General features: G+C 59.6%; 22 protein-coding genes. 10 read left to right on the forward strand and 12 right to left on the reverse strand.

Annotation, left to right across the window (positions count from 1 at the left end; translation table 11 throughout):
- Window positions 1–28: 28 nt before the first annotated feature.
- Entirely contained in the window at window positions 29–637 is a 609-nt protein-coding gene (locus tag ACR0AC_RS05415) for a peroxidase-related enzyme (RefSeq protein ID WP_170449600.1), read from the forward strand.
- 3 nt (window positions 638–640) lie between these two features.
- Here ACR0AC_RS05415 and ACR0AC_RS05420 read toward each other — a convergent pair whose 3' ends face one another.
- Window positions 641–1,522 (reverse strand): alpha/beta fold hydrolase, encoded by an 882-nt coding sequence (locus ACR0AC_RS05420; protein WP_480708376.1) that lies wholly within the window; start codon window positions 1,520–1,522, stop codon window positions 641–643.
- 120 nt (window positions 1,523–1,642) lie between these two features.
- Here ACR0AC_RS05420 and ppk2 point away from each other — a divergent pair, with 120 nt between their 5' ends.
- Both ppk2 and ACR0AC_RS05430 read left to right on the forward strand, forming a co-directional pair.
- On the forward strand, window positions 1,643–2,566 hold the full coding sequence (gene ppk2 / locus ACR0AC_RS05425) for a polyphosphate kinase 2 (protein WP_170628460.1): 924 nt from the start codon (window positions 1,643–1,645) through the stop codon (window positions 2,564–2,566).
- 127 nt (window positions 2,567–2,693) lie between these two features.
- Window positions 2,694–4,046, forward strand: coding sequence for an MATE family efflux transporter (locus ACR0AC_RS05430; RefSeq protein ID WP_480872296.1), 1,353 nt, complete (start codon window positions 2,694–2,696; stop codon window positions 4,044–4,046).
- 3 nt (window positions 4,047–4,049) lie between these two features.
- On the opposite strand, the gene ACR0AC_RS05435 is transcribed toward ACR0AC_RS05430, so the two are convergent.
- Together ACR0AC_RS05435 and ACR0AC_RS05440 are read right to left on the reverse strand one after the other, a co-directional pair.
- Window positions 4,050–4,451 carry a hypothetical protein gene (locus ACR0AC_RS05435; RefSeq protein WP_170519641.1) on the reverse strand — a complete coding sequence of 134 codons (402 nt, stop codon included), beginning with the start codon at window positions 4,449–4,451 and terminating at the stop codon, window positions 4,050–4,052.
- A gap of 12 nt (window positions 4,452–4,463) precedes the next feature.
- Window positions 4,464–5,666: a pyridoxal phosphate-dependent aminotransferase gene (locus tag ACR0AC_RS05440; protein ID WP_480872298.1), complete on the reverse strand. Its 1,203-nt coding sequence runs from the start codon at window positions 5,664–5,666 to the stop codon at window positions 4,464–4,466.
- Window positions 5,667–5,757: 91 nt separating this feature from the next.
- Between ACR0AC_RS05440 and ACR0AC_RS05445 the strand changes: the two genes are divergently transcribed.
- From ACR0AC_RS05445 to ACR0AC_RS05455, 3 genes are all read left to right on the forward strand, one after another.
- Window positions 5,758–6,150, forward strand: a complete 393-nt coding sequence (locus ACR0AC_RS05445) for a helix-turn-helix domain-containing protein (protein WP_170519635.1) — start codon at window positions 5,758–5,760, stop codon at window positions 6,148–6,150.
- Window positions 6,147–6,404 (forward strand): succinate dehydrogenase assembly factor 2, encoded by a 258-nt coding sequence (locus tag ACR0AC_RS05450; protein WP_170519632.1) that lies wholly within the window; start codon window positions 6,147–6,149, stop codon window positions 6,402–6,404. The genes ACR0AC_RS05445 and ACR0AC_RS05450 overlap by 4 nt, the downstream gene beginning before the upstream one ends.
- Window positions 6,405–6,481: 77 nt before the next feature.
- On the forward strand, window positions 6,482–6,979 hold the full coding sequence (locus ACR0AC_RS05455) for a winged helix DNA-binding protein (RefSeq protein WP_170449617.1): 498 nt from the start codon (window positions 6,482–6,484) through the stop codon (window positions 6,977–6,979).
- Here the strand turns inward: ACR0AC_RS05455 and ACR0AC_RS05460 are convergent.
- The 3 genes from ACR0AC_RS05460 to ACR0AC_RS05470 are packed head-to-tail and all read right to left on the reverse strand — an operon-like array spanning window position 6,926 to window position 8,813.
- On the reverse strand, window positions 6,926–7,690 hold the full coding sequence (locus ACR0AC_RS05460; protein ID WP_480626202.1) for a DUF1194 domain-containing protein: 765 nt from the start codon (window positions 7,688–7,690) through the stop codon (window positions 6,926–6,928). The genes ACR0AC_RS05455 and ACR0AC_RS05460 overlap by 54 nt on opposite strands.
- Entirely contained in the window at window positions 7,687–8,388 is a 702-nt protein-coding gene (locus ACR0AC_RS05465; protein ID WP_480872302.1) for a DUF1194 domain-containing protein, read from the reverse strand. Before ACR0AC_RS05465 ends, ACR0AC_RS05460 begins: the two co-directional genes overlap by 4 nt.
- Window positions 8,385–8,813 carry a VOC family protein gene (locus tag ACR0AC_RS05470; RefSeq protein WP_170449626.1) on the reverse strand — a complete coding sequence of 143 codons (429 nt, stop codon included), beginning with the start codon at window positions 8,811–8,813 and terminating at the stop codon, window positions 8,385–8,387. Before ACR0AC_RS05470 ends, ACR0AC_RS05465 begins: the two co-directional genes overlap by 4 nt.
- Window positions 8,814–8,990: 177 nt before the next feature.
- On the opposite strand from ACR0AC_RS05470, the gene thyX reads away from it, so the two are divergent.
- Window positions 8,991–9,902 carry an FAD-dependent thymidylate synthase gene (thyX, locus tag ACR0AC_RS05475; RefSeq protein ID WP_480872304.1) on the forward strand — a complete coding sequence of 304 codons (912 nt, stop codon included), beginning with the start codon at window positions 8,991–8,993 and terminating at the stop codon, window positions 9,900–9,902.
- A gap of 56 nt (window positions 9,903–9,958) precedes the next feature.
- Window positions 9,959–10,267, forward strand: coding sequence for a hypothetical protein (locus ACR0AC_RS05480; RefSeq protein WP_170519620.1), 309 nt, complete (start codon window positions 9,959–9,961; stop codon window positions 10,265–10,267).
- A gap of 86 nt (window positions 10,268–10,353) precedes the next feature.
- Here ACR0AC_RS05480 and ACR0AC_RS05485 read toward each other — a convergent pair whose 3' ends face one another.
- The gene (locus ACR0AC_RS05485; RefSeq protein WP_008758035.1) at window positions 10,354–10,560 is read right to left on the reverse strand and encodes a cold-shock protein; all 207 of its coding nucleotides are present in this window, start codon (window positions 10,558–10,560) and stop codon (window positions 10,354–10,356) included.
- A 215-nt stretch (window positions 10,561–10,775) separates the two neighbouring features.
- On the opposite strand from ACR0AC_RS05485, the gene ACR0AC_RS05490 reads away from it, so the two are divergent.
- Window positions 10,776–11,093 (forward strand): ArsC/Spx/MgsR family protein, encoded by a 318-nt coding sequence (locus ACR0AC_RS05490; RefSeq protein WP_480626199.1) that lies wholly within the window; start codon window positions 10,776–10,778, stop codon window positions 11,091–11,093.
- Between the two features lie 41 nt (window positions 11,094–11,134).
- On the forward strand, window positions 11,135–11,503 hold the full coding sequence (locus tag ACR0AC_RS05495; protein ID WP_170449639.1) for a hypothetical protein: 369 nt from the start codon (window positions 11,135–11,137) through the stop codon (window positions 11,501–11,503).
- A 101-nt stretch (window positions 11,504–11,604) separates the two neighbouring features.
- Here ACR0AC_RS05495 and ACR0AC_RS05500 read toward each other — a convergent pair whose 3' ends face one another.
- The 5 genes from ACR0AC_RS05500 to thrS form a co-directional block, all read right to left on the reverse strand.
- Window positions 11,605–12,123, reverse strand: coding sequence for a DoxX family protein (locus ACR0AC_RS05500; protein ID WP_170622038.1), 519 nt, complete (start codon window positions 12,121–12,123; stop codon window positions 11,605–11,607).
- Window positions 12,120–12,881 carry an HvfC/BufC family peptide modification chaperone gene (locus ACR0AC_RS05505; RefSeq protein ID WP_480872307.1) on the reverse strand — a complete coding sequence of 254 codons (762 nt, stop codon included), beginning with the start codon at window positions 12,879–12,881 and terminating at the stop codon, window positions 12,120–12,122. Before ACR0AC_RS05505 ends, ACR0AC_RS05500 begins: the two co-directional genes overlap by 4 nt.
- On the reverse strand, window positions 12,878–13,735 hold the full coding sequence (bufB, locus tag ACR0AC_RS05510; protein WP_170449647.1) for an MNIO family bufferin maturase: 858 nt from the start codon (window positions 13,733–13,735) through the stop codon (window positions 12,878–12,880). Before bufB ends, ACR0AC_RS05505 begins: the two co-directional genes overlap by 4 nt.
- A gap of 72 nt (window positions 13,736–13,807) precedes the next feature.
- Window positions 13,808–14,110 carry a BufA1 family periplasmic bufferin-type metallophore gene (locus ACR0AC_RS05515; protein WP_170449650.1) on the reverse strand — a complete coding sequence of 101 codons (303 nt, stop codon included), beginning with the start codon at window positions 14,108–14,110 and terminating at the stop codon, window positions 13,808–13,810.
- A 221-nt stretch (window positions 14,111–14,331) separates the two neighbouring features.
- Window positions 14,332–16,290 carry a threonine--tRNA ligase gene (thrS, locus tag ACR0AC_RS05520; RefSeq protein WP_170449653.1) on the reverse strand — a complete coding sequence of 653 codons (1,959 nt, stop codon included), beginning with the start codon at window positions 16,288–16,290 and terminating at the stop codon, window positions 14,332–14,334.
- Window positions 16,291–16,440 lie beyond the last annotated feature (150 nt).

A 16,440-nucleotide genomic window follows, 5' to 3' on the forward strand; every position in this document is an offset into this window, starting at 1 on the left:
GAAACTCTCCAAAACGGGCAGGCCGCGTATGAGCTGGATCAGAACAATTCCCTTTGCCGAAGCTACGGGGAAGCTACGAACCCTTTATGAGCGGGTCACGGGGCCCGGCAACAATGTGGACAACATCATGATGGCGCATTCGCTGCGGCCACATTCGATGGAAGGCCATATGGCGATCTACAAAAACGTGCTGCATCATTCGGGCAACACGGTGCCGAAGTGGTTTCTTGAGACGCTTGGTGTTTGGGTCAGTTCGCTCAATCAATGCAGCTATTGTGTCGAGCATCATTTCAACGGCTTGCAAAGGCTGCTGAAGGACCCGGCACGTGGCGATAAGATCCGAGCAGCGATTGAGCAGCGTCGTCCCGATGATGCGCCGCTGAACAGGGCGCAGATTGCGGCGATGGGGTATGCGCGAAAGTTGACCGAAGCTCCGGCGGAAATGGTCGAGGCGGATGTGATTGCCCTGCGGGAGGCCGGGTGGGACGATGGCGAAATCCTCGAGATCAATCAGGTCTGCGCCTATTTCTCTTACGCGAACCGCACGGTTCTGGGGCTGGGCTGCTCGACCAAGGGCGATGTGCTGGGCCTGTCGCCCAACAATTCGGACAATCCTGACGATTGGGGGCATCGGTAAGGTTTATGAGGGATGTCCGAGCCAGCCCAGAATTGCCTCAGCCACGGCTTTGGGGTTCTGGTGGTGCAGCCAATGATCGGTTCCCGGAATCGCGATCCGCGTCAGGTCTGGCGCAAAGTCCTCTAACCCTTCTGTTGTTTCGGGCAACAGGGCCTTGTCCTCTGGGCCCCACAGCAGAAGATGGGGGCAGGTGATATGAAGCCGGTCCAGCGGCAATTCAGGCAGGTGGGTCAGCGGTTCACCCGGTTTGGCCACGACCAGGGGTGAGGCGCGGTACCAGTTCAACATCGCCTCCAGCCGTCCGGGGCGCGCCCACTCGGCCCGGTAGTCCTCCATCCGGTCATCAGACAGCCAGTCAAGGCCCATACCGTGGCGGAAGAACCGCTCTAGCCTGGCAAAGCGGTTATCGGCCAGCTTTTGCACGGCATCGGACGCGCGCAGTAGGTTGATGTATTGCGAGGCCTCGGATTGCGCGCCTCCCGCCGCCATGGCCCGCTGAAACGGAACCGGATGCACACCGTTGGCGATGATCAGATGGCTGACAAGATCAGGCCGGAACATCGCCAACCCGTAGGCCACCGATGCACCCCAGTCGTGCCCAAGAACGGCAAGCGGTGCCCCCAGTTGTTCGATCAGCGTCGCCATGTCCCCGACCAGCTTTGAAAGCGCATAGTGCCGAACGCCTTCTGGCGCCCAGCTTTGTCCGTATCCGCGCTGATCCGGTGCGACGCAGAGGAAGTGCTGTGAAAGATACGGGGCGAGATCGACCCACGCACCGCCATATTCCGGAAACCCGTGCAGCATCAGCAACGGAGGATTAGCCTTGTCGCCCCATGTTCGGACAAAAAATGTCTGGCCGTTCAGATCGGTGAAGGTGCTGTCCAACTCTCTCTCCTACGACTTCGGAACAATCGGCGTTTTCGGGCATCAGTTTGATACCAATCAAAGCGCATTTTCCCTGTTTCTGCTAGAGCTTCTGCAGGACAGTGAAAAAGGAAAATGTGCATGGACGCAGTGGCTCAACTCGATCTGAAATCCGTTCCGAACCAGCAGGTTCCGCCTCAAAACACGCAAAACTCAACACCCGGCCCGGAAGAAATCCGCAAGGCGTTTGAAAGTGGGAAATACCCTTATGGGCGCAAGATGGCCCGTCCGGCCTATGAAAAGCAAAAGGCGCTGTTACAGGCCGAGCTGCTGAAAGTGCAGCTTTGGGCACAGGAGACAGGGCAGCGCTTTGTCCTGCTGTTCGAAGGGCGCGACGCGGCCGGCAAGGGCGGCACGATCAAACGGTTCATGGAGCATCTGAACCCGCGTCAGGCGCGTGTGGTCGCGTTGAACAAACCGACATGGGAAGAGAAGGGCCAGTGGTATTACCAACGCTACGTGCAGGAACTGCCGACAGTGGGCGAAATGGTGTTCTACGACCGGTCCTGGTACAACCGGGCAGGGGTGGAACGTGTGATGGGGTTCTGCACGCCCAACGAGTATCTGGAATTCATGCGGCAGACACCGGATCTGGAGCGGATGCTGGTCCGCTCGGGCATTCAGTTTTACAAATATTGGTTCTCGGTCACGCAGGACGAGCAACAGCGCCGGTTCAAAAGCCGCGAGACCGATCCGTTGAAGCAATGGAAGCTGTCGCCCATCGATAAGGCAAGCCTGGACAAGTGGGACGACTATACCGAGGCGAAAGAGGCGATGTTTTTCTACACCGATACCGCTGATGCGCCCTGGACCATTGTCAAATCGAACGACAAGAAACGCGCGCGTTTGAATTGTATGCGCCATTTCCTGTCGACGCTGGACTACCCCGGCAAGGATCATGACATCGTTGGCGAACCCGATCCCCTGATCGTCGGGCAAGCCCATCACGTCATCCACCGGTCCGAGCATATTCTGGGCACTGCCCTGCATCCCGAGGCGCGGTGAAGGTTTCCCCAGTTTCGCGTTTCACCGATGGCAGGGAGAGGCCGGATTAGTCTCAATTTGAAATTTGTTTGATCTGGTCTTGTCCCGGCGTCAAGCCGGGCATATGGCTGGTCGGATGAACAAGGTGATGACATATCCGGCCCATTTCAAGGCCATTGCTGTGCTGGGCCTGCCGTTGGTCGGTGGGCATCTGGCGCAGTTTGCCATCGGCTTGACCGATACGATCATGCTGGGCTGGTACGGGGTCGAGGCTTTGGCGGCGGTGACGCTGGCCAGCAGCTATTACTTTGTTTTGTTCCTGTTCGGGGCCGGGTTCGGCTGGGCCGTCATGCCCATGGTGGCCACCGCTGCGGCCGAAGAGGATGAGACCAGCATTCGCCGCTCGACCCGGATGGGGCTGTGGCTGTCCCTGCTATACGCGGCGCTGATGATGCCGCTGCTGTGGTGGTCGCACCCGATCCTGATCGCCTTGAAGCAAGAGCCGCAAGTGGCTGAAACCGCAGCGGAATACTTGCGTGTGGCCGGATGGGGTCTGTTCCCGGCGCTGCTGGTGATGGTGCTGAAATCCTACCTTGCGGCGCTTGAACGTACTCAGATCGTTCTGTGGATCACGGTCGTCGCTGCGGTCGTCAACGGCCTGACGAATTATGCGCTGATCTTCGGCAATTGGGGCGCGCCCGAGCTTGGGGTCATGGGGGCGGCGATTGCCTCGATCGTGACGCAGGTCGTGTCGCTGGTGGCCGTGGTGATTTATGCCGTGAAGGTGCTGCCGGAACACAGCCTGTTCCGCCGGTTCTGGCGCCCCGATTGGGAGATGTTCGGAAGCGTCCTGCGCCTTGGTGTGCCAATCGGGCTGACGACCTTGGCCGAGGTGACGCTGTTCGCGACATCGGCTGTCATGATGGGCTGGCTGGGGCAGGTACCTCTGGCCGCGCATGGGATCGCGCTCAATCTCGCGTCGGCCACGTTCATGGTGCATCTGGGCCTGTCCAATGCCGCGACCATTCGGGCGGGCAACGCGCTGGGCCGTCGGGATCGCCCGCACCTCGAGAAAGGCGCAATCGCGGTCACTGCCATGTCGCTGGTGATGTCCGTGTTGACGATCATCCTGTTCCTGACCTGCGCCGAGCCGCTGATTTCCCTGTTCATGGAGGCGGACGACCCGCAACGCGGGCAGATCCTGATGATCGGTACCGGATTGCTGGCGATGGCCGCGTTGTTCCAGCTGGTCGATGGCGCTCAGGTCATTGCGCTGGGGCTGTTGCGCGGCTTGCAGGATGCGAAAATCCCGATGCTGATGGCGGCGCTCAGCTATTGGGTCGTGGGGCTTCCGTCGTCCTATTACTTTGGCTTTATCCGGGGGATGGACGGAATTGGCGTCTGGCTGGGCCTTGTGCTTGGACTGGCCTGCGCGGCGGTGCTGTTGATGGCCCGGTTCTGGATGCGTTCCGTGCGCGAGGTTGGGGTTCCGGCGGAATAGCCGTTACTCTTTCCCCATCCGATCCGCCTTTTTGCGCACCAGGACCGAGCGCAGATCGTGCATTGCCATCAAAAGCCTGTCGGTAACGTCTTCCAGCTGTTCGTCCGTCGCTTTGGACTGTGCCCACTGGGTGGTCAGGTTCAGGTAATCGACCGCGCGATGGATGTCGTCGATGTCGCGCTGGGCCAGCAGGGCCTTGCGCGCATCCATCCAACGCGCGATTTCGGCCTTGTCAGCCTCGCTCAGCGTGCGTTGACCGTGTGGTTTGACCTCGCCGTTGCGGATATTGATGACCGCGATCTGGTCCATCTCGATCCGGCGCTGGCGGTTCTCGGTGTCGATCCGAAAGACTGCCGCACCATTCTCGCGGACACGAAAGTAGTATTCGGGCAATTCAGTGGACATGAGAGGCTCCGCCTAGGTTAAGGACGCACAGAAGGTCTGAATGCGGGTGCAGGCCTCGGTCAGGGCCTCGTCCGAGGTTGCGTAGCTGACGCGGAAGTTCGGCGACAGACCAAAGGCGGCACCAAAGACGACGGCGACATCGGCCTCTTCCAGCAAGGCGGTTGCAAAGGTTTCGTCGTTGTCGATCAGGGTACCTGCCGGGGTGGTCTTGCCGATCAGCCCGGCGATGGAAGGGTAGACATAAAACGCGCCTTCGGGGGTGGGGCATTGCACCCCGTCAATCTCGTTCAACATGCCGATCACCAGATCGCGGCGGCGTTTGAAAATCTTGTTGTTGGTGGCCAGAAAATGCTGTGTCCCATTCAGCGCCTCGACCGCCGCCCATTGGCTGACCGTGCAGGGGTTCGAGGTCGACTGAGACTGGATCTTCCGCATGGCTGCGATGATCTCGACCGGCCCGGCCGCGTAACCAATGCGCCAGCCGGTCATCGCATAGGCCTTGGAAACCCCGTTGCAGGTCAGCGTGCGATCATAAAGCCCCGGTTCCACTTCGGCAGGGGTGCAAAACTCGAACCCGTCATAGGCCAGATGTTCATACATGTCGTCCGACATGATCCAGGCCTGCGGGTGACGCATCAGCACATCGGTCAGGGCTTTCAACTCATCCCGGCTGTAGCCCGCGCCGGTGGGGTTCGACGGTGAGTTGAAGATGAACCACTTGGTTTTGGGGGTGATCGCGGCCTCAAGCTGCTCGGGCGTCAGTTTGAAGCTGTTCTCGACGCTGGTTTCGACAACTACCGGTGTGCCACCCGCCAGCAGCACCATATCCGGGTAGCTGACCCAATAAGGGGCGGGAATGATAACCTCATCCCCGTCATTCATCGTGGCCGTCAGCGCGTTATAAAGCGTCTGCTTGCCGCCGGTCCCGACCGAGATCTGTGCGGGCGTATAGTCCAACCCGTGATCGCGCTTCATCTTGGCGCAGGCGGCCTGTTTCAGCTCGGGGATGCCGTCGGGGGCCGTGTATTTCGTCTTGCCAGCGGCAATCGCGGCAACGGCGGCGTCCTTGATGTTCTGCGGCGTGTCAAAATCCGGCTCACCGGCGCTGAGGCCGATGACGTCCCGCCCGGCGGCCTTCAATTCGGCCGCTTTGGCCGTCATTGCGACGGTCGGCGAAGGTTTGACGCGGGACAATGTCGCAGACAGGAAACTCATGGGCGGCCTCGGTTTGTATGTTCAGCCTGACTGTCATAGGGTGCGCCCGAATGACGATCAAGCGATATGAAACCGGGAATCGGAGACCTGAATGAGCGACGAAAACGATTGGTTCGGACCAGACGCGGCGACATTTGGGGATCGGCTGGCAGGCGCACGCGAGGCGGCCGGGATGACGCAGGCCGAACTGGCGCGTCGGCTGGGGGTCAAGAAGTCAACGATCGGGGATTGGGAAAACGACCTGGCCGAGCCGCGCGCTAACCGTCTGTCGATGATGGCTGGGATGGTCAACGTCTCGATCAAGTGGCTGCTGACCGGCGAAGGCGAGGGGATGGATGCGCCTGTGGATGAGGAGCATGCAAATCTGGATCTGGCGGGGGCCGTGGCCGAACTGCGCGCCATCCGGGGTGAGATGCGCGCCTGCTCGGAACGCGCCGCGCGGCTGGAAAAGAAACTGCGCCTGATGCTGGAGGCCAGCAAATGACCGAACCCCGCGATATTCGGATCAAACGGATGAAAATGCGGTCGATGCGGCGAGGCATCAAAGAGATGGACCTGATCCTGACCGCCTATGCTGACCGCAATCTTGACGGAATGGATGCCGACGGTCTGGACACCTATGATGCGATGCTCAGCGAAAACGATCAGGACCTGTATCAATGGGTGACAGGGCAGGTCCAACCGCCCGAGGCACTGGCCGACCTGATCGCGGATATCGCCCAGACCTTTCAAAAGTAAGGATAAAACAGGCTTAACTGATTTTTCGGGATTTCGGTTCATCGTGTCGGAAAGGCACGACTGAATCGGAGGGTTGGATGAGTATGGAATTGCAGGTCTCGGCACCGGGGACCAAAGGGTTCATGACCAGCTATCTTGAGGCGCTGGCCCTGGTGGAACGGTTGCACCGCTTGCTTCTGGACGTGATCAAGGACGAGTTCGAGCGGGTCGGCGTGCTGGAAATCAACGCAGTTCAGGCGCTGTTGCTGTTCAACATCGGCGATCATGAGGTGACGGCGGGTGAGTTGAAGAGCCGGGGTTACTATCAGGGCAGCAATGTCAGCTACAACCTCAAGAAACTGGTTGAGATGGGGTATATGCACCATCAACGGTGCGAGATAGACCGACGTTCGGTCCGGGTGCGCCTGACGCCGCGCGGGCGCGAGATTCGGGACATTGTGTCAGACCTGTTTGCCCGCCATGCCGAAGGGTTGCAAAATCGCGGTGTGCTGGGCCTGGAAGGGATCGATGATATTACAAACTCATTGCGCCGGGTCGAGCGTTACTGGACGGACCAAATCCGCTATATCTACTGATCCGGGGCGCGCGTCCGACAGCACAAGGCCCTCCAGCTCTCGGATCAGTTTGCGCGCCATGGCATCTTCGTAGGCATCAAATCCCAGGGCGACCTCGACAAACGCATCCGGGCCGAGGATGACCCAAGTGTTGTAATAGGCTGAAAGCTCACCGACCTGCACCTGCCGTTGATCGCCTTGTCTCGGATCGTCTGCGCCAATGACCAGCCCGTTGATTGTGATGCCGGTGGAGTGCAGTTGAGATTTTACTTTGCGCGGATGCGGCCCCAGATTGTGTTTGCCATCGCCGGATAGGTCCAGCGTCCGCTTCCAACACTCTTGCCGGATCAGCAGATTGGCACCGAAGGCCATGGCCGAACCCACGGCGGTGCCTTGCGGGGCAGGGCTGCGTTTCACGGCATCTAGCTGTTGCCCAATGCGGGTCAGATCAAACTGGGTGCGGATCTCGGTCCAGTCCAACAGCAGTTTCTGATGATCGGGTTCGCTCCATTCGAACACGGCAATCCGTACAGGCGCGCCAGGATTGGACAGGATCAAACGCGCTACGTCCGGACGACGCAGAGCTGCCGCAAGCCCGCGCAGTTGCAACCTGTACTCCTGCGCGTCGACCGAGCCCGACACGTCCAACCCCAAAGCCAGAGCCTGCCTGCACTGAGCGGTGGCGTGAGTCGCGAGCAGACACAGCGATGTCATCAGGATGCGCAGCATCATTCGGTCACGTCCTGCAACGCCCCAATTTGCAGGCCCCGCAATTCCCGTTCCAGTTTCCGGCGCATTGCGCGTTCGAAATCTTCAAACCCCTGCGCCACCTCAAGAAACGCGCCGGGGCCGTGCAGAACGTTGTTCTCAAAAAACGGGATCAGGAACAATTCGCCTTCAAAATCAGCGGCATTGATGACCAGCCCGTTGACCACCACGTCGCGGAACGGAAAGTGCCGATAGGCGTTCTGCGGGCCATACCCGTCATTGTTCAACCCGTCCCCCGACAGATCGATCGTCTGAAACAGGCAGGGCGGGGCCCGTTGCAGCAAGGTCGCCCCAAAGGCCAGCGCATAGCCCATCGCCGTAGCCGACCCGGCATCCGACCGTTCGGATTGGCTGATCTGTGTCGCGGCGGCCAGCAGATCGCCGGTGTTCCGGATCATCCGCCAATCCATGATGATATGCTGCGTGGACCGCCCGCTCCATTCGTAAACAGCCAGGGCAACGGGCATGGGTGAGGAGAAAAAGGCCTCTTGAACCTCGGGCGCGATCAGGGCGGCGGCCAGCCCTTGCCGTTGCAGCGAGTCTTCGCTTTCATCCACCGACACCGAAATATCCAGCGCCAATGCCAGGGCCAGACGGCAGGTCTCGGCCTGGGCAGGGCTGGCCAGCGCGGCCAGACCCACGGCTATCAAGGTGCGGATCACCAGTGGCCGGTGTTGCCCATGCTGACCCAGGGTTCCGCCGGTTCCAGCGCATCGCCGTTCTGCAGCAGTTCGACCGAGATATTGTCGGGCGAGCGCACAAATGCCATGCGCCCGTCACGCGGGGGCCGGTTGATCACCACGTCATTGTCCTGAAGGTGCTGGCATGTCTCGTAAATATTGTCGACCCCATAGGCGAGGTGGCCGAAATGGCGGCTGTCATTTGGCAGCTCGTCGTCGCCATCCCAGTTATAGGTCAGTTCAATCGGTCGATCCTCTTGCCCCGGAGGCGCCATGAAGATCAGCGAGAACCGGCCCTCTTCACTGTCATAGCGGCGTGTTTCCTTGAGGCCGAGCAACTCGTAGAACGCCAGAGATTTTTCCAGATCTTTCACCCGAACCATAGTGTGAAGATATTTCAGCCCCATCACGGCAATCCTTATTCTGCATGAGTTCGCCATCAGCTTAGCGCGCTGCGGGGGCGTGTCGAGGGGGGCTGCGAACACATTTCCGGAAATCGTCCATGTGCGGCACATCATGCGGTTCCAGCGCCGGAATTGACGATATATAGTAGGCGGCGACTCATTATCGGAAAGGATGTTTTCATGCCGCTGTCTGCCGACCAACAGGCCGAGATCGAAGCGCAACGCGCGCAGTCGCATCAAACACGCCGCGTCGTTGCAGCGGGAATGGAAAATCACCTGTATACCGCGCATCAGGTGCTGGACCACGGCTTTGTGCGCGTGATCGACTATATGGGCGACGATGCCGCGATCTGTCAGGCGGCGCGCGTGTCCTATGGCAAAGGCACGAAATCCGTCCAGAATGATGAGGGGCTGATCCGCTATCTGATGCGGCACTGGCACTCGACCCCGTTCGAGATGTGCGAGGTCAAGCTGCACGTCAAGCTTCCGGTCTTTGTGGCCCGTCAGTGGATTCGCCACCGGACCGCCAATGTGAACGAATACTCGGCGCGGTATTCGATTCTGGATCGTGAGTTCTATATCCCCGCGCCCGAACATGTCGCTGCCCAGTCCGAGGTGAACAATCAGGGGCGCGGTTCGGCGCTGGAAGGGGAAGAGGCCGCGCGCGTGCTGGAAATCCTGAAGGCCGACAGCACCCGCTGCTATGACAATTACGAGGCGATGATCAATCAGGACGGCCAACAGGGGTTGGCGCGCGAATTGGCGCGGATGAACCTGCCCGCGAACGTTTATACGCAGTGGTACTGGAAGGTCGACCTGCACAACCTGTTCCACTTCCTGCGCCTGCGCGCTGACCCGCATGCGCAATACGAGATCCGGGTCTATGCCGAGATGATGTGCAAGATCGTGGCCGATTGGGTCCCATTCGCATATCGCGCGTTCGAGGATTATCGCCTTGGCGCGGTCAATCTGTCGGCTCAGATGGTCAACAGTCTGCGTCGGATGTTGGCGGGTGAAACGGTCACGCAAGACAACTCGGGAATGACCGCGCGCGAATGGCGTGAGTTTGAGGCCATCATCCGCGAAGGCTGAACCGGGCGCATATCAATCCGCTATACAGGTTGTCATGAAACTGTTACCTTGGTTTCATGACCCATGCTTCGTTTCTTTCCGTTCTGGGCCTGACCTTTGCGCTGGCTGTGCCCGCGCAGGCCAAATCCCCGATTGCCGAGGTGTTGTGCGAGCCGACTCAACGGCTACATGACAAGCTCAAGGGACAATTCCGGTCCGAGCGTGTGGCCACGGGAATGCGTGGCCCTGAACAGATCATGGAGGTCTGGAGCAGCGAAAGGGGCGACTGGACCATGGTCGTGACCTATGCCGCCGGTACGTCCTGCATCGTTGCGATGGGACAAGACTGGCACACGCATGCCGAGGACAAGCCAGCACGGGGGTAGGGCATTCGCCGGAAAAGGGGGCGATTGACGGCCGGAAATTGGCCGCCAATCTTAATTGAAGAACCCCGCGTCACACGGGGGCGTCGTTACAACGGCTTCAAATCAGCTGCCATCTGACGGCCATCGCGCCCGTCCTGCAACTCGTACGAGACTTTCTGATTGTCTGCGAGCCCGGTCAGTCCGGACCGTTCTACGGCCGAGATATGAACAAACACATCTTTGCCCCCTTCGTCAGGGGCAATAAACCCATAGCCTTTGGTGGTATTGAACCATTTCACGGTGCCAGTTGGCATCTCCCGTGTCTCCTTCTACTTTCGCATTGTCCCACAAATTGGTGGGGCGGTGGTTGGCAAGACCGCAAAAAACGGACTGTTTCCTGATCGGGTTACAGTCCGATTTGCACGTTTCACCTTTTTCAACATTGCACGGTGAAGTAAAAAATCAAGAATAACCGCTGGAAACTGGCACAATCGCCTAAAATTGAAACAAATACCGGAGCAGTCCCCAAATGCGCCTTTATGGTCTGAAAACATGCGACACCTGCCGTAAGGCGCTGAAATCACTACCAGATGCCAAGTTTTTAGACGTGCGCAGCGACGGAGTTCCCGAAACTGTACTGGCGCAGGCTTTTGCCGAGTTCGGCGGGGCTTTGCTCAACACCCGCTCGACAACCTGGCGTGGATTGGATGAGGCGCAGCGCACGCGCCCGGCTTTGGAATTGCTGCAAGACCATCCGACGCTGATGAAGCGCCCGCTGATCGAAAATGACGGAGCATTGACGTTAGGTTGGACCGCCGAGGCGCGCGCAAAGCTTGGCGTGGCGTGATCGGGTACTTATCTGATCAGGCGCAACTGCGAGGATAATTTATGCGAAACGCCGCAATGATTTTGGGTGTCATCGCCGGTTTGGTCGGGATGATTGTTGGGTTCTTTGGATATGGATATGTTGAGGCGATCAAGCATTTCGGCGATATCGATGGCATCGCCGAGCAGGTGGACAATCCCGCTTTGATCCAGACGGCGTCCATCGTGGCACCGCTGCTGGCTCTTGTCGGTGGGGCAATGGCCCATGCCCGCGCGCTGGTGGCGGGTGTCTTGCTGTTGGTGTCGGCGGCGGGGATGTATTACGCGTTCGGGTTCGGTGTCTTCACCATGTTCCCGATTGCGTTTGCCGGTGTGGCCGGGGTGCTTGGGCTCGCCGCTGGAAAACCGGACGAGCCCAAGGCGCATTTCTGAAGCGCTTTGCGTTAAACTTGAATCGGAATGCGCTGCCTCTCCCTTTGGTCGAACGCGCATTCCGATGAATGTGTCTCAGATAAAACGCAAAACGCTGTAGATCATTTCAGGCGCAGCAAGCGGTCCAGGGACAGCGGACCTGCGCCATGGATGACGATCACCAGGAACAGGAAGGTCCACATCACACGCTGATCCATCAGATCGGGCGCAGCGTTGAACAGGCTGCCCAGTTTGACGCCGTGGCCGGTGACATCAACAATGGTTTGGACCCAGACAAAGCCGATCATGGCCAGCGCGGCCAAGCGTGTGAACAGGCCAACCAGCAGCAGGGCGGGCAGGACAAATTCGGCCACGGTGCCAAAGAAGATCACGATGCGCTGGAAGAAGGTCATCTGCGTGACGTCCCACAAGACCGCCTCGGCCGCTTTGGGAAAGATCTGCCCGAACGCCCCGCTGGAGGGCGAAAAGATCGACCCGTCGATCTTCAGCATGGCCGAATTCCAGTAATAGACCAGCAGAACCGCGATGAAGATCAGCCGCGCAAGCGTCGGTGTGAGCCAGCCGGACGCGTGGTCCACCTTACCCAGAACGTTGTTGTGGATTGAAATCAGGGCAGTCATGTCGCCAGCCTTTCGATAGTCACAGAGGTTATTGCACCACCTTGCAGAAGCAGTGCCAGAGTGGTTCCAAGGTCAAAGTCAGGTGTTTCCACAGCGGTTTTTTCGAACGCTTCGCCGATGGTGTTGCCTGACTGAATATGTCCGATCCAGTTTGCGCCGCCCGGTGGCAGCAGATGTGGGGCCGGATCAAATTCGGGGCGGGTGATCAGCACATCCTCGGCCCCGGTGGTGGGTTTCGGGGCATCGGGTTCTGAATTGAACCGCCAGATCGCGTGAATGGGCCAGTCCGAGCGGATGATCCGCATCGACGGCGCGAACGTCAGCCGCGCTTGCATCACATCCTCGGGCGGGACGGCAAGCGCATCGGCCGGGGCCGCTTGGCTGTCGGCCGCATGGTAGGATTGCCGCAGGGCCAGTTCCAGCCGCGCCACATCTGGCAGATAGGCCAGATGCGCAAGTTGTGGCATGTTGGCCAGAAACGCGGGAAACGCCTCGCCATAGAACATCATCAGGGGCGAGGTCGGCGGGTGTTGCCGCAGAAAGATACCGGACAGCCCGTCCATGTTCTGCGCGCCCAGAAGCTTGGCGATCACCGGAAAGGCCTGATGCATGGCCTCGGTCAGGGAAACGGCGACATTGTTGCGGTAGACGCTGAACCGACGGCCCGCCGGTTGCGCCTCGGCATCGGTCAGCCCGTCCGGCACCGGGGTCTTCGCGTCCAGCAAGGCCGCGTGAAACTCCGTTTGCGAGACGGTCATGCCGGAACCCTGTCCAGCGCCGCTTGCGCGCGTTCGGCCTCGGCCCGCAGAACCGGCCAATCGGGGACATCGGTATCCCATTCGACCAGCAGAGGTTTGGGACCGGATTGCTCTAAAACGTAATCCAGCAACGCCCAGACCGGATCCACAACCTCGCGCCCGTGGCTGTCGATCAGCAGGGGGTGGCCGTGGTCATCTTCGTCCTCGTCATGACCGCCGAGGTGAATTTCGCCCACCTGATCCAGCGGGTAGGCGTCGATATAGTCTTGCGGCGAGAAGTCCAGATTGGTGGCCGAAACAAAGACGTTGTTCACGTCCAGCAACAGCCCGCAGCCGGTGCGTTTGGCGATCTCGCGCAGGAAATCGGGTTCCGACCATGTGCTTTCCTCGAACGCGAGATAGCTGGAGGGATTTTCCAGCAGCATCTGCCGACCGACGGTCTCCTGCACCTGATCGATATGCGCGCAGACCCGTGCCAGCGTCGCATCCGTGTAGGGCAGGGGCAGCAGGTCGTTGAAGAAATGGCTGTCATGGGTGGACCAGGCCAAATGCTCTGAGAAGCTGGCCGGGCTCAGCCAGCCGACCAGATGTTTCAGCCGGGCCAGATGATCCGGGTCCAAGGGGCCTTCGCCGCCGATGGAAAGGCCGACGCCGTGAACCGAGATCGGGAATTGTTCTGAAAGATGGCGCAGTTGCGCCAGCGGGCGTCCACCGTCGCCCATGTAGTTTTCGGCATGAATCTCAAGCCATGCGACGGGCTGGGCGTGGTCCAGAATCTGGGCGAAATGCTGCGGTTTGTATCCGACACCCGGCGCAGCGGGCAGGCGGTTCGACCTGAGGGCATCATCCAGCATTTGCACGCTCCTTCATCGCGAAGAAAAGGGCGGGCGATATTGCCCGCCCCCTACGAGTCGTTTGGCCGAAGCTTATGCCGGCAGGTCGCGGTCCAGCTCTTCCAGCGAGCCTTGGCGCGGGGTGCCGTCTGCCTGTGCGGGCAGTTCGATATCGGCACAGGTGCCTGCATCGACCAAGGTCCATGCGTTGCCCTGATAATCAACGGTCGAGGTGCCCGCGCAGGTGGTGCCGGGGCCTGCTGCGCAGTCATTCTGACCAGCCAGCGAAACGCCATAGCACTTTTCTTTGGCCTGAGCGGTTGCTGTGGTCGCTGCACCCGATACGGCGGCTGCGACTGCGCTGGCGATGACAAGGGTTTTTGCTGTGTTCGACATCTCTGAAATCCTCTTGATGACTGGGTATGTCTGCTTGTGACAGTGACTAAGGTAGTGGGTAGTTGGCTACAGTTAAACTCACGAGCCCGTGTCTCACAACCGTGTCAGGGTACAGATTGACCCCTTGCAGGTTAATATACTGTTTTTAAGAAAGAAAAGAGGAAATGTTACAATCCGACCCCTTCCGAGGGGTCGGATTTCCGGCGATATGGTGCCGAATGTTACAGCAGGTCGGGCGGGGTTGCGGCCTGGCCCAGCTCAATTGTTACAGCCTCAAGGGATTGAACCTGCGTCTGTTTTTCGCCAAGGCGGCGGACACTGACGGTGCGGTCTTCAACTTCGCGGTGCCCGACGGCCAGAATGACCGGCACTTTGCCGACCGAATGCTCGCGGACCTTGTAGTTGATCTTCTCGTTGCGGATATCCGCCTCGGCGCGGACACCGGCGGCCTTGAGCGTTTCGACCACGTCCATCACATAGTCATCTGCATCCGAGGTAATCGAGGCGACAACGACCTGACGCGGGGCCAGCCAGAACGGCAGCTTGCCCGCGTGTTCCTCGATCAGGATACCGATGAAACGTTCGAACGAACCAAGGCAGGCGCGGTGCAGCATGACCGGCGTGTGCCGTTCACCATCCGCTGCGATATAGGTCGCGCCCAGACGTTCGGGGATAATGAAGTCCACCTGCAGGGTGCCGCACTGCCAGTCGCGCCCGATGGCGTCGGTCAGAACAAACTCCAGCTTGGGTCCATAGAACGCACCTTCGCCCGGGTTCAGATCATAGGCACATCCAGCCGCGTCACAGGCGGCTTTCAGCAGTTCATCGGCCTTGTCCCACTGCTCATCCGTCCCGGCGCGCACTTCGGGCCGATCCGAGAACTTGACCTTGAAGTTCTCGAACCCGAGGTCCTTGTAGACGTTGGACAGGAAGTTGAGGAACAGTTTGGTCTCATCGGCGATCATCTCTTCGGTGCAGAAGATATGCGCGTCGTCCTGCGTGAACCCGCGCACCCTCATGATGCCGTGCAGCGCGCCCGAGGGTTCGTACCGATTGCACGATCCGAACTCGGCCATGCGCAGCGGCAGATCGCGATAGGATTTCAGACCCTGCTTGAAGATTTCCACGTGGCAGGGGCAGTTCATCGGCTTGAGCGCATTGACCGCCTTGTCGCGGGCATGTTCCTCATCGACTTCGACGATGAACATGTTTTCCTGATACTTGTCCCAGTGGCCCGAGGCCTCCCACAATTTGCGGTCGACGACCTGTGGGGTATTGACCTCGACATAGCCGCCGCGTTTCTGCTGACGGCGCATGTAGTCCTGCAGCATGGTGTAGATGGTCCAGCCGTTCGGGTGCCAGAAAATCTGGCCCGGCGCTTCGGGTTGCAGGTGGAACAGGTCCATCTCCTTGCCCAGCTTGCGGTGGTCACGCTTGGCGGCCTCTTCCAGCATATGCAGGTGCGCTTTGAGCTTTTCCTTGCCGGTGAAGGCCACGCCGTAGATGCGTTGCAGCATCTGGCGGCTGCTGTCGCCGCGCCAGTAGGCACCGGCGATGGACATCAGTTTGAACGCGTCACCCGGAACTTGTCCGGTGTGCTGCAGGTGCGGGCCGCGGCACAGGTCCTGCCAGTCGCCATGCCAGTACATGCGCAGCGGTTCGTCGCCCGGGATGGCTTCGATCAGTTCGACCTTATAGGGCTCATTATTCGCCGTGTAGAAATCGATCGCGCGCTGACGGTCCCAGACCTCGGTGGTCACGGTGTCGCGCTTATTGATGATTTCCTTCATCTTTTTCTCGATCAGGCCGAGGTCTTCGGGGGTGAAGGGTTCGGCGCGGTCGAAGTCGTAGTACCAGCCGTTATCAATCACCGGGCCGATTGTGACCTTGGTGTCGGGCCAGATTTCCTGCACCGCGCGCGCCATGATATGGGCCAGGTCGTGACGGATCAGTTCGTTGGCCTGAACTTCGTCCTTCATGGTGTGAATGGCGATGTCGGAATCAGACTCGATGGGCCATTGCAGGTCCCAATGCTGGCCGTTCACCGTGGCCGAGATGGCCTTTTTCGCCAGCGAGGTCGAGATATCGGCAGCCACCTGCGCAGGCGTGACGCCTGCGTCATAAGAACGTGCATTGCCATCGGGAAAGGTGAGTGAGACGGATTTTGAATCCAGGGCCATGGTCTGGCTCTCCTCGTCGGTTTGGCGCCCACTGAACGCCCGGTTGCGGGTTATTTGCGTTCGGCTCATGTGGCAGGTGGAGGTGCCTGTGTCAAGTGTGGGAGCGAGGGGCGCTGCCCCTCGCGCTCCCCGGGATATTTTTGGCCAGAT

The organism is Ruegeria sp. H7 (assembly GCF_056532945.1).

What these genes read in the sequence shown, in the direction of transcription:
- ACR0AC_RS05415 (WP_170449600.1), top strand. Translation starts at nt 29, where the DNA reads ATGAGCTGGATCAGAACAATTCCCTTTGCCGAAGCTACGGGGAAGCTA.
- ppk2 (WP_170628460.1), top strand. Translation starts at nt 1,643, where the DNA reads ATGGACGCAGTGGCTCAACTCGATCTGAAATCCGTTCCGAACCAGCAG.
- ACR0AC_RS05430 (WP_480872296.1), top strand. Translation starts at nt 2,694, where the DNA reads ATGACATATCCGGCCCATTTCAAGGCCATTGCTGTGCTGGGCCTGCCG.
- ACR0AC_RS05435 (WP_170519641.1), bottom strand. Translation starts at nt 4,451, where the DNA reads ATGTCCACTGAATTGCCCGAATACTACTTTCGTGTCCGCGAGAATGGT.
- ACR0AC_RS05440 (WP_480872298.1), bottom strand. Translation starts at nt 5,666, where the DNA reads ATGAGTTTCCTGTCTGCGACATTGTCCCGCGTCAAACCTTCGCCGACC.
- ACR0AC_RS05445 (WP_170519635.1), top strand. Translation starts at nt 5,758, where the DNA reads ATGAGCGACGAAAACGATTGGTTCGGACCAGACGCGGCGACATTTGGG.
- ACR0AC_RS05450 (WP_170519632.1), top strand. Translation starts at nt 6,147, where the DNA reads ATGACCGAACCCCGCGATATTCGGATCAAACGGATGAAAATGCGGTCG.
- ACR0AC_RS05455 (WP_170449617.1), top strand. Translation starts at nt 6,482, where the DNA reads ATGAGTATGGAATTGCAGGTCTCGGCACCGGGGACCAAAGGGTTCATG.
- ACR0AC_RS05460 (WP_480626202.1), bottom strand. Translation starts at nt 7,690, where the DNA reads ATGATGCTGCGCATCCTGATGACATCGCTGTGTCTGCTCGCGACTCAC.
- ACR0AC_RS05470 (WP_170449626.1), bottom strand. Translation starts at nt 8,813, where the DNA reads ATGGGGCTGAAATATCTTCACACTATGGTTCGGGTGAAAGATCTGGAA.
- thyX (WP_480872304.1), top strand. Translation starts at nt 8,991, where the DNA reads ATGCCGCTGTCTGCCGACCAACAGGCCGAGATCGAAGCGCAACGCGCG.
- ACR0AC_RS05480 (WP_170519620.1), top strand. Translation starts at nt 9,959, where the DNA reads ATGACCCATGCTTCGTTTCTTTCCGTTCTGGGCCTGACCTTTGCGCTG.
- ACR0AC_RS05485 (WP_008758035.1), bottom strand. Translation starts at nt 10,560, where the DNA reads ATGCCAACTGGCACCGTGAAATGGTTCAATACCACCAAAGGCTATGGG.
- ACR0AC_RS05490 (WP_480626199.1), top strand. Translation starts at nt 10,776, where the DNA reads ATGCGCCTTTATGGTCTGAAAACATGCGACACCTGCCGTAAGGCGCTG.
- ACR0AC_RS05495 (WP_170449639.1), top strand. Translation starts at nt 11,135, where the DNA reads ATGCGAAACGCCGCAATGATTTTGGGTGTCATCGCCGGTTTGGTCGGG.
- ACR0AC_RS05500 (WP_170622038.1), bottom strand. Translation starts at nt 12,123, where the DNA reads ATGACTGCCCTGATTTCAATCCACAACAACGTTCTGGGTAAGGTGGAC.
- ACR0AC_RS05505 (WP_480872307.1), bottom strand. Translation starts at nt 12,881, where the DNA reads ATGACCGTCTCGCAAACGGAGTTTCACGCGGCCTTGCTGGACGCGAAG.
- bufB (WP_170449647.1), bottom strand. Translation starts at nt 13,735, where the DNA reads ATGCTGGATGATGCCCTCAGGTCGAACCGCCTGCCCGCTGCGCCGGGT.
- ACR0AC_RS05515 (WP_170449650.1), bottom strand. Translation starts at nt 14,110, where the DNA reads ATGTCGAACACAGCAAAAACCCTTGTCATCGCCAGCGCAGTCGCAGCC.
- thrS (WP_170449653.1), bottom strand. Translation starts at nt 16,290, where the DNA reads ATGGCCCTGGATTCAAAATCCGTCTCACTCACCTTTCCCGATGGCAAT.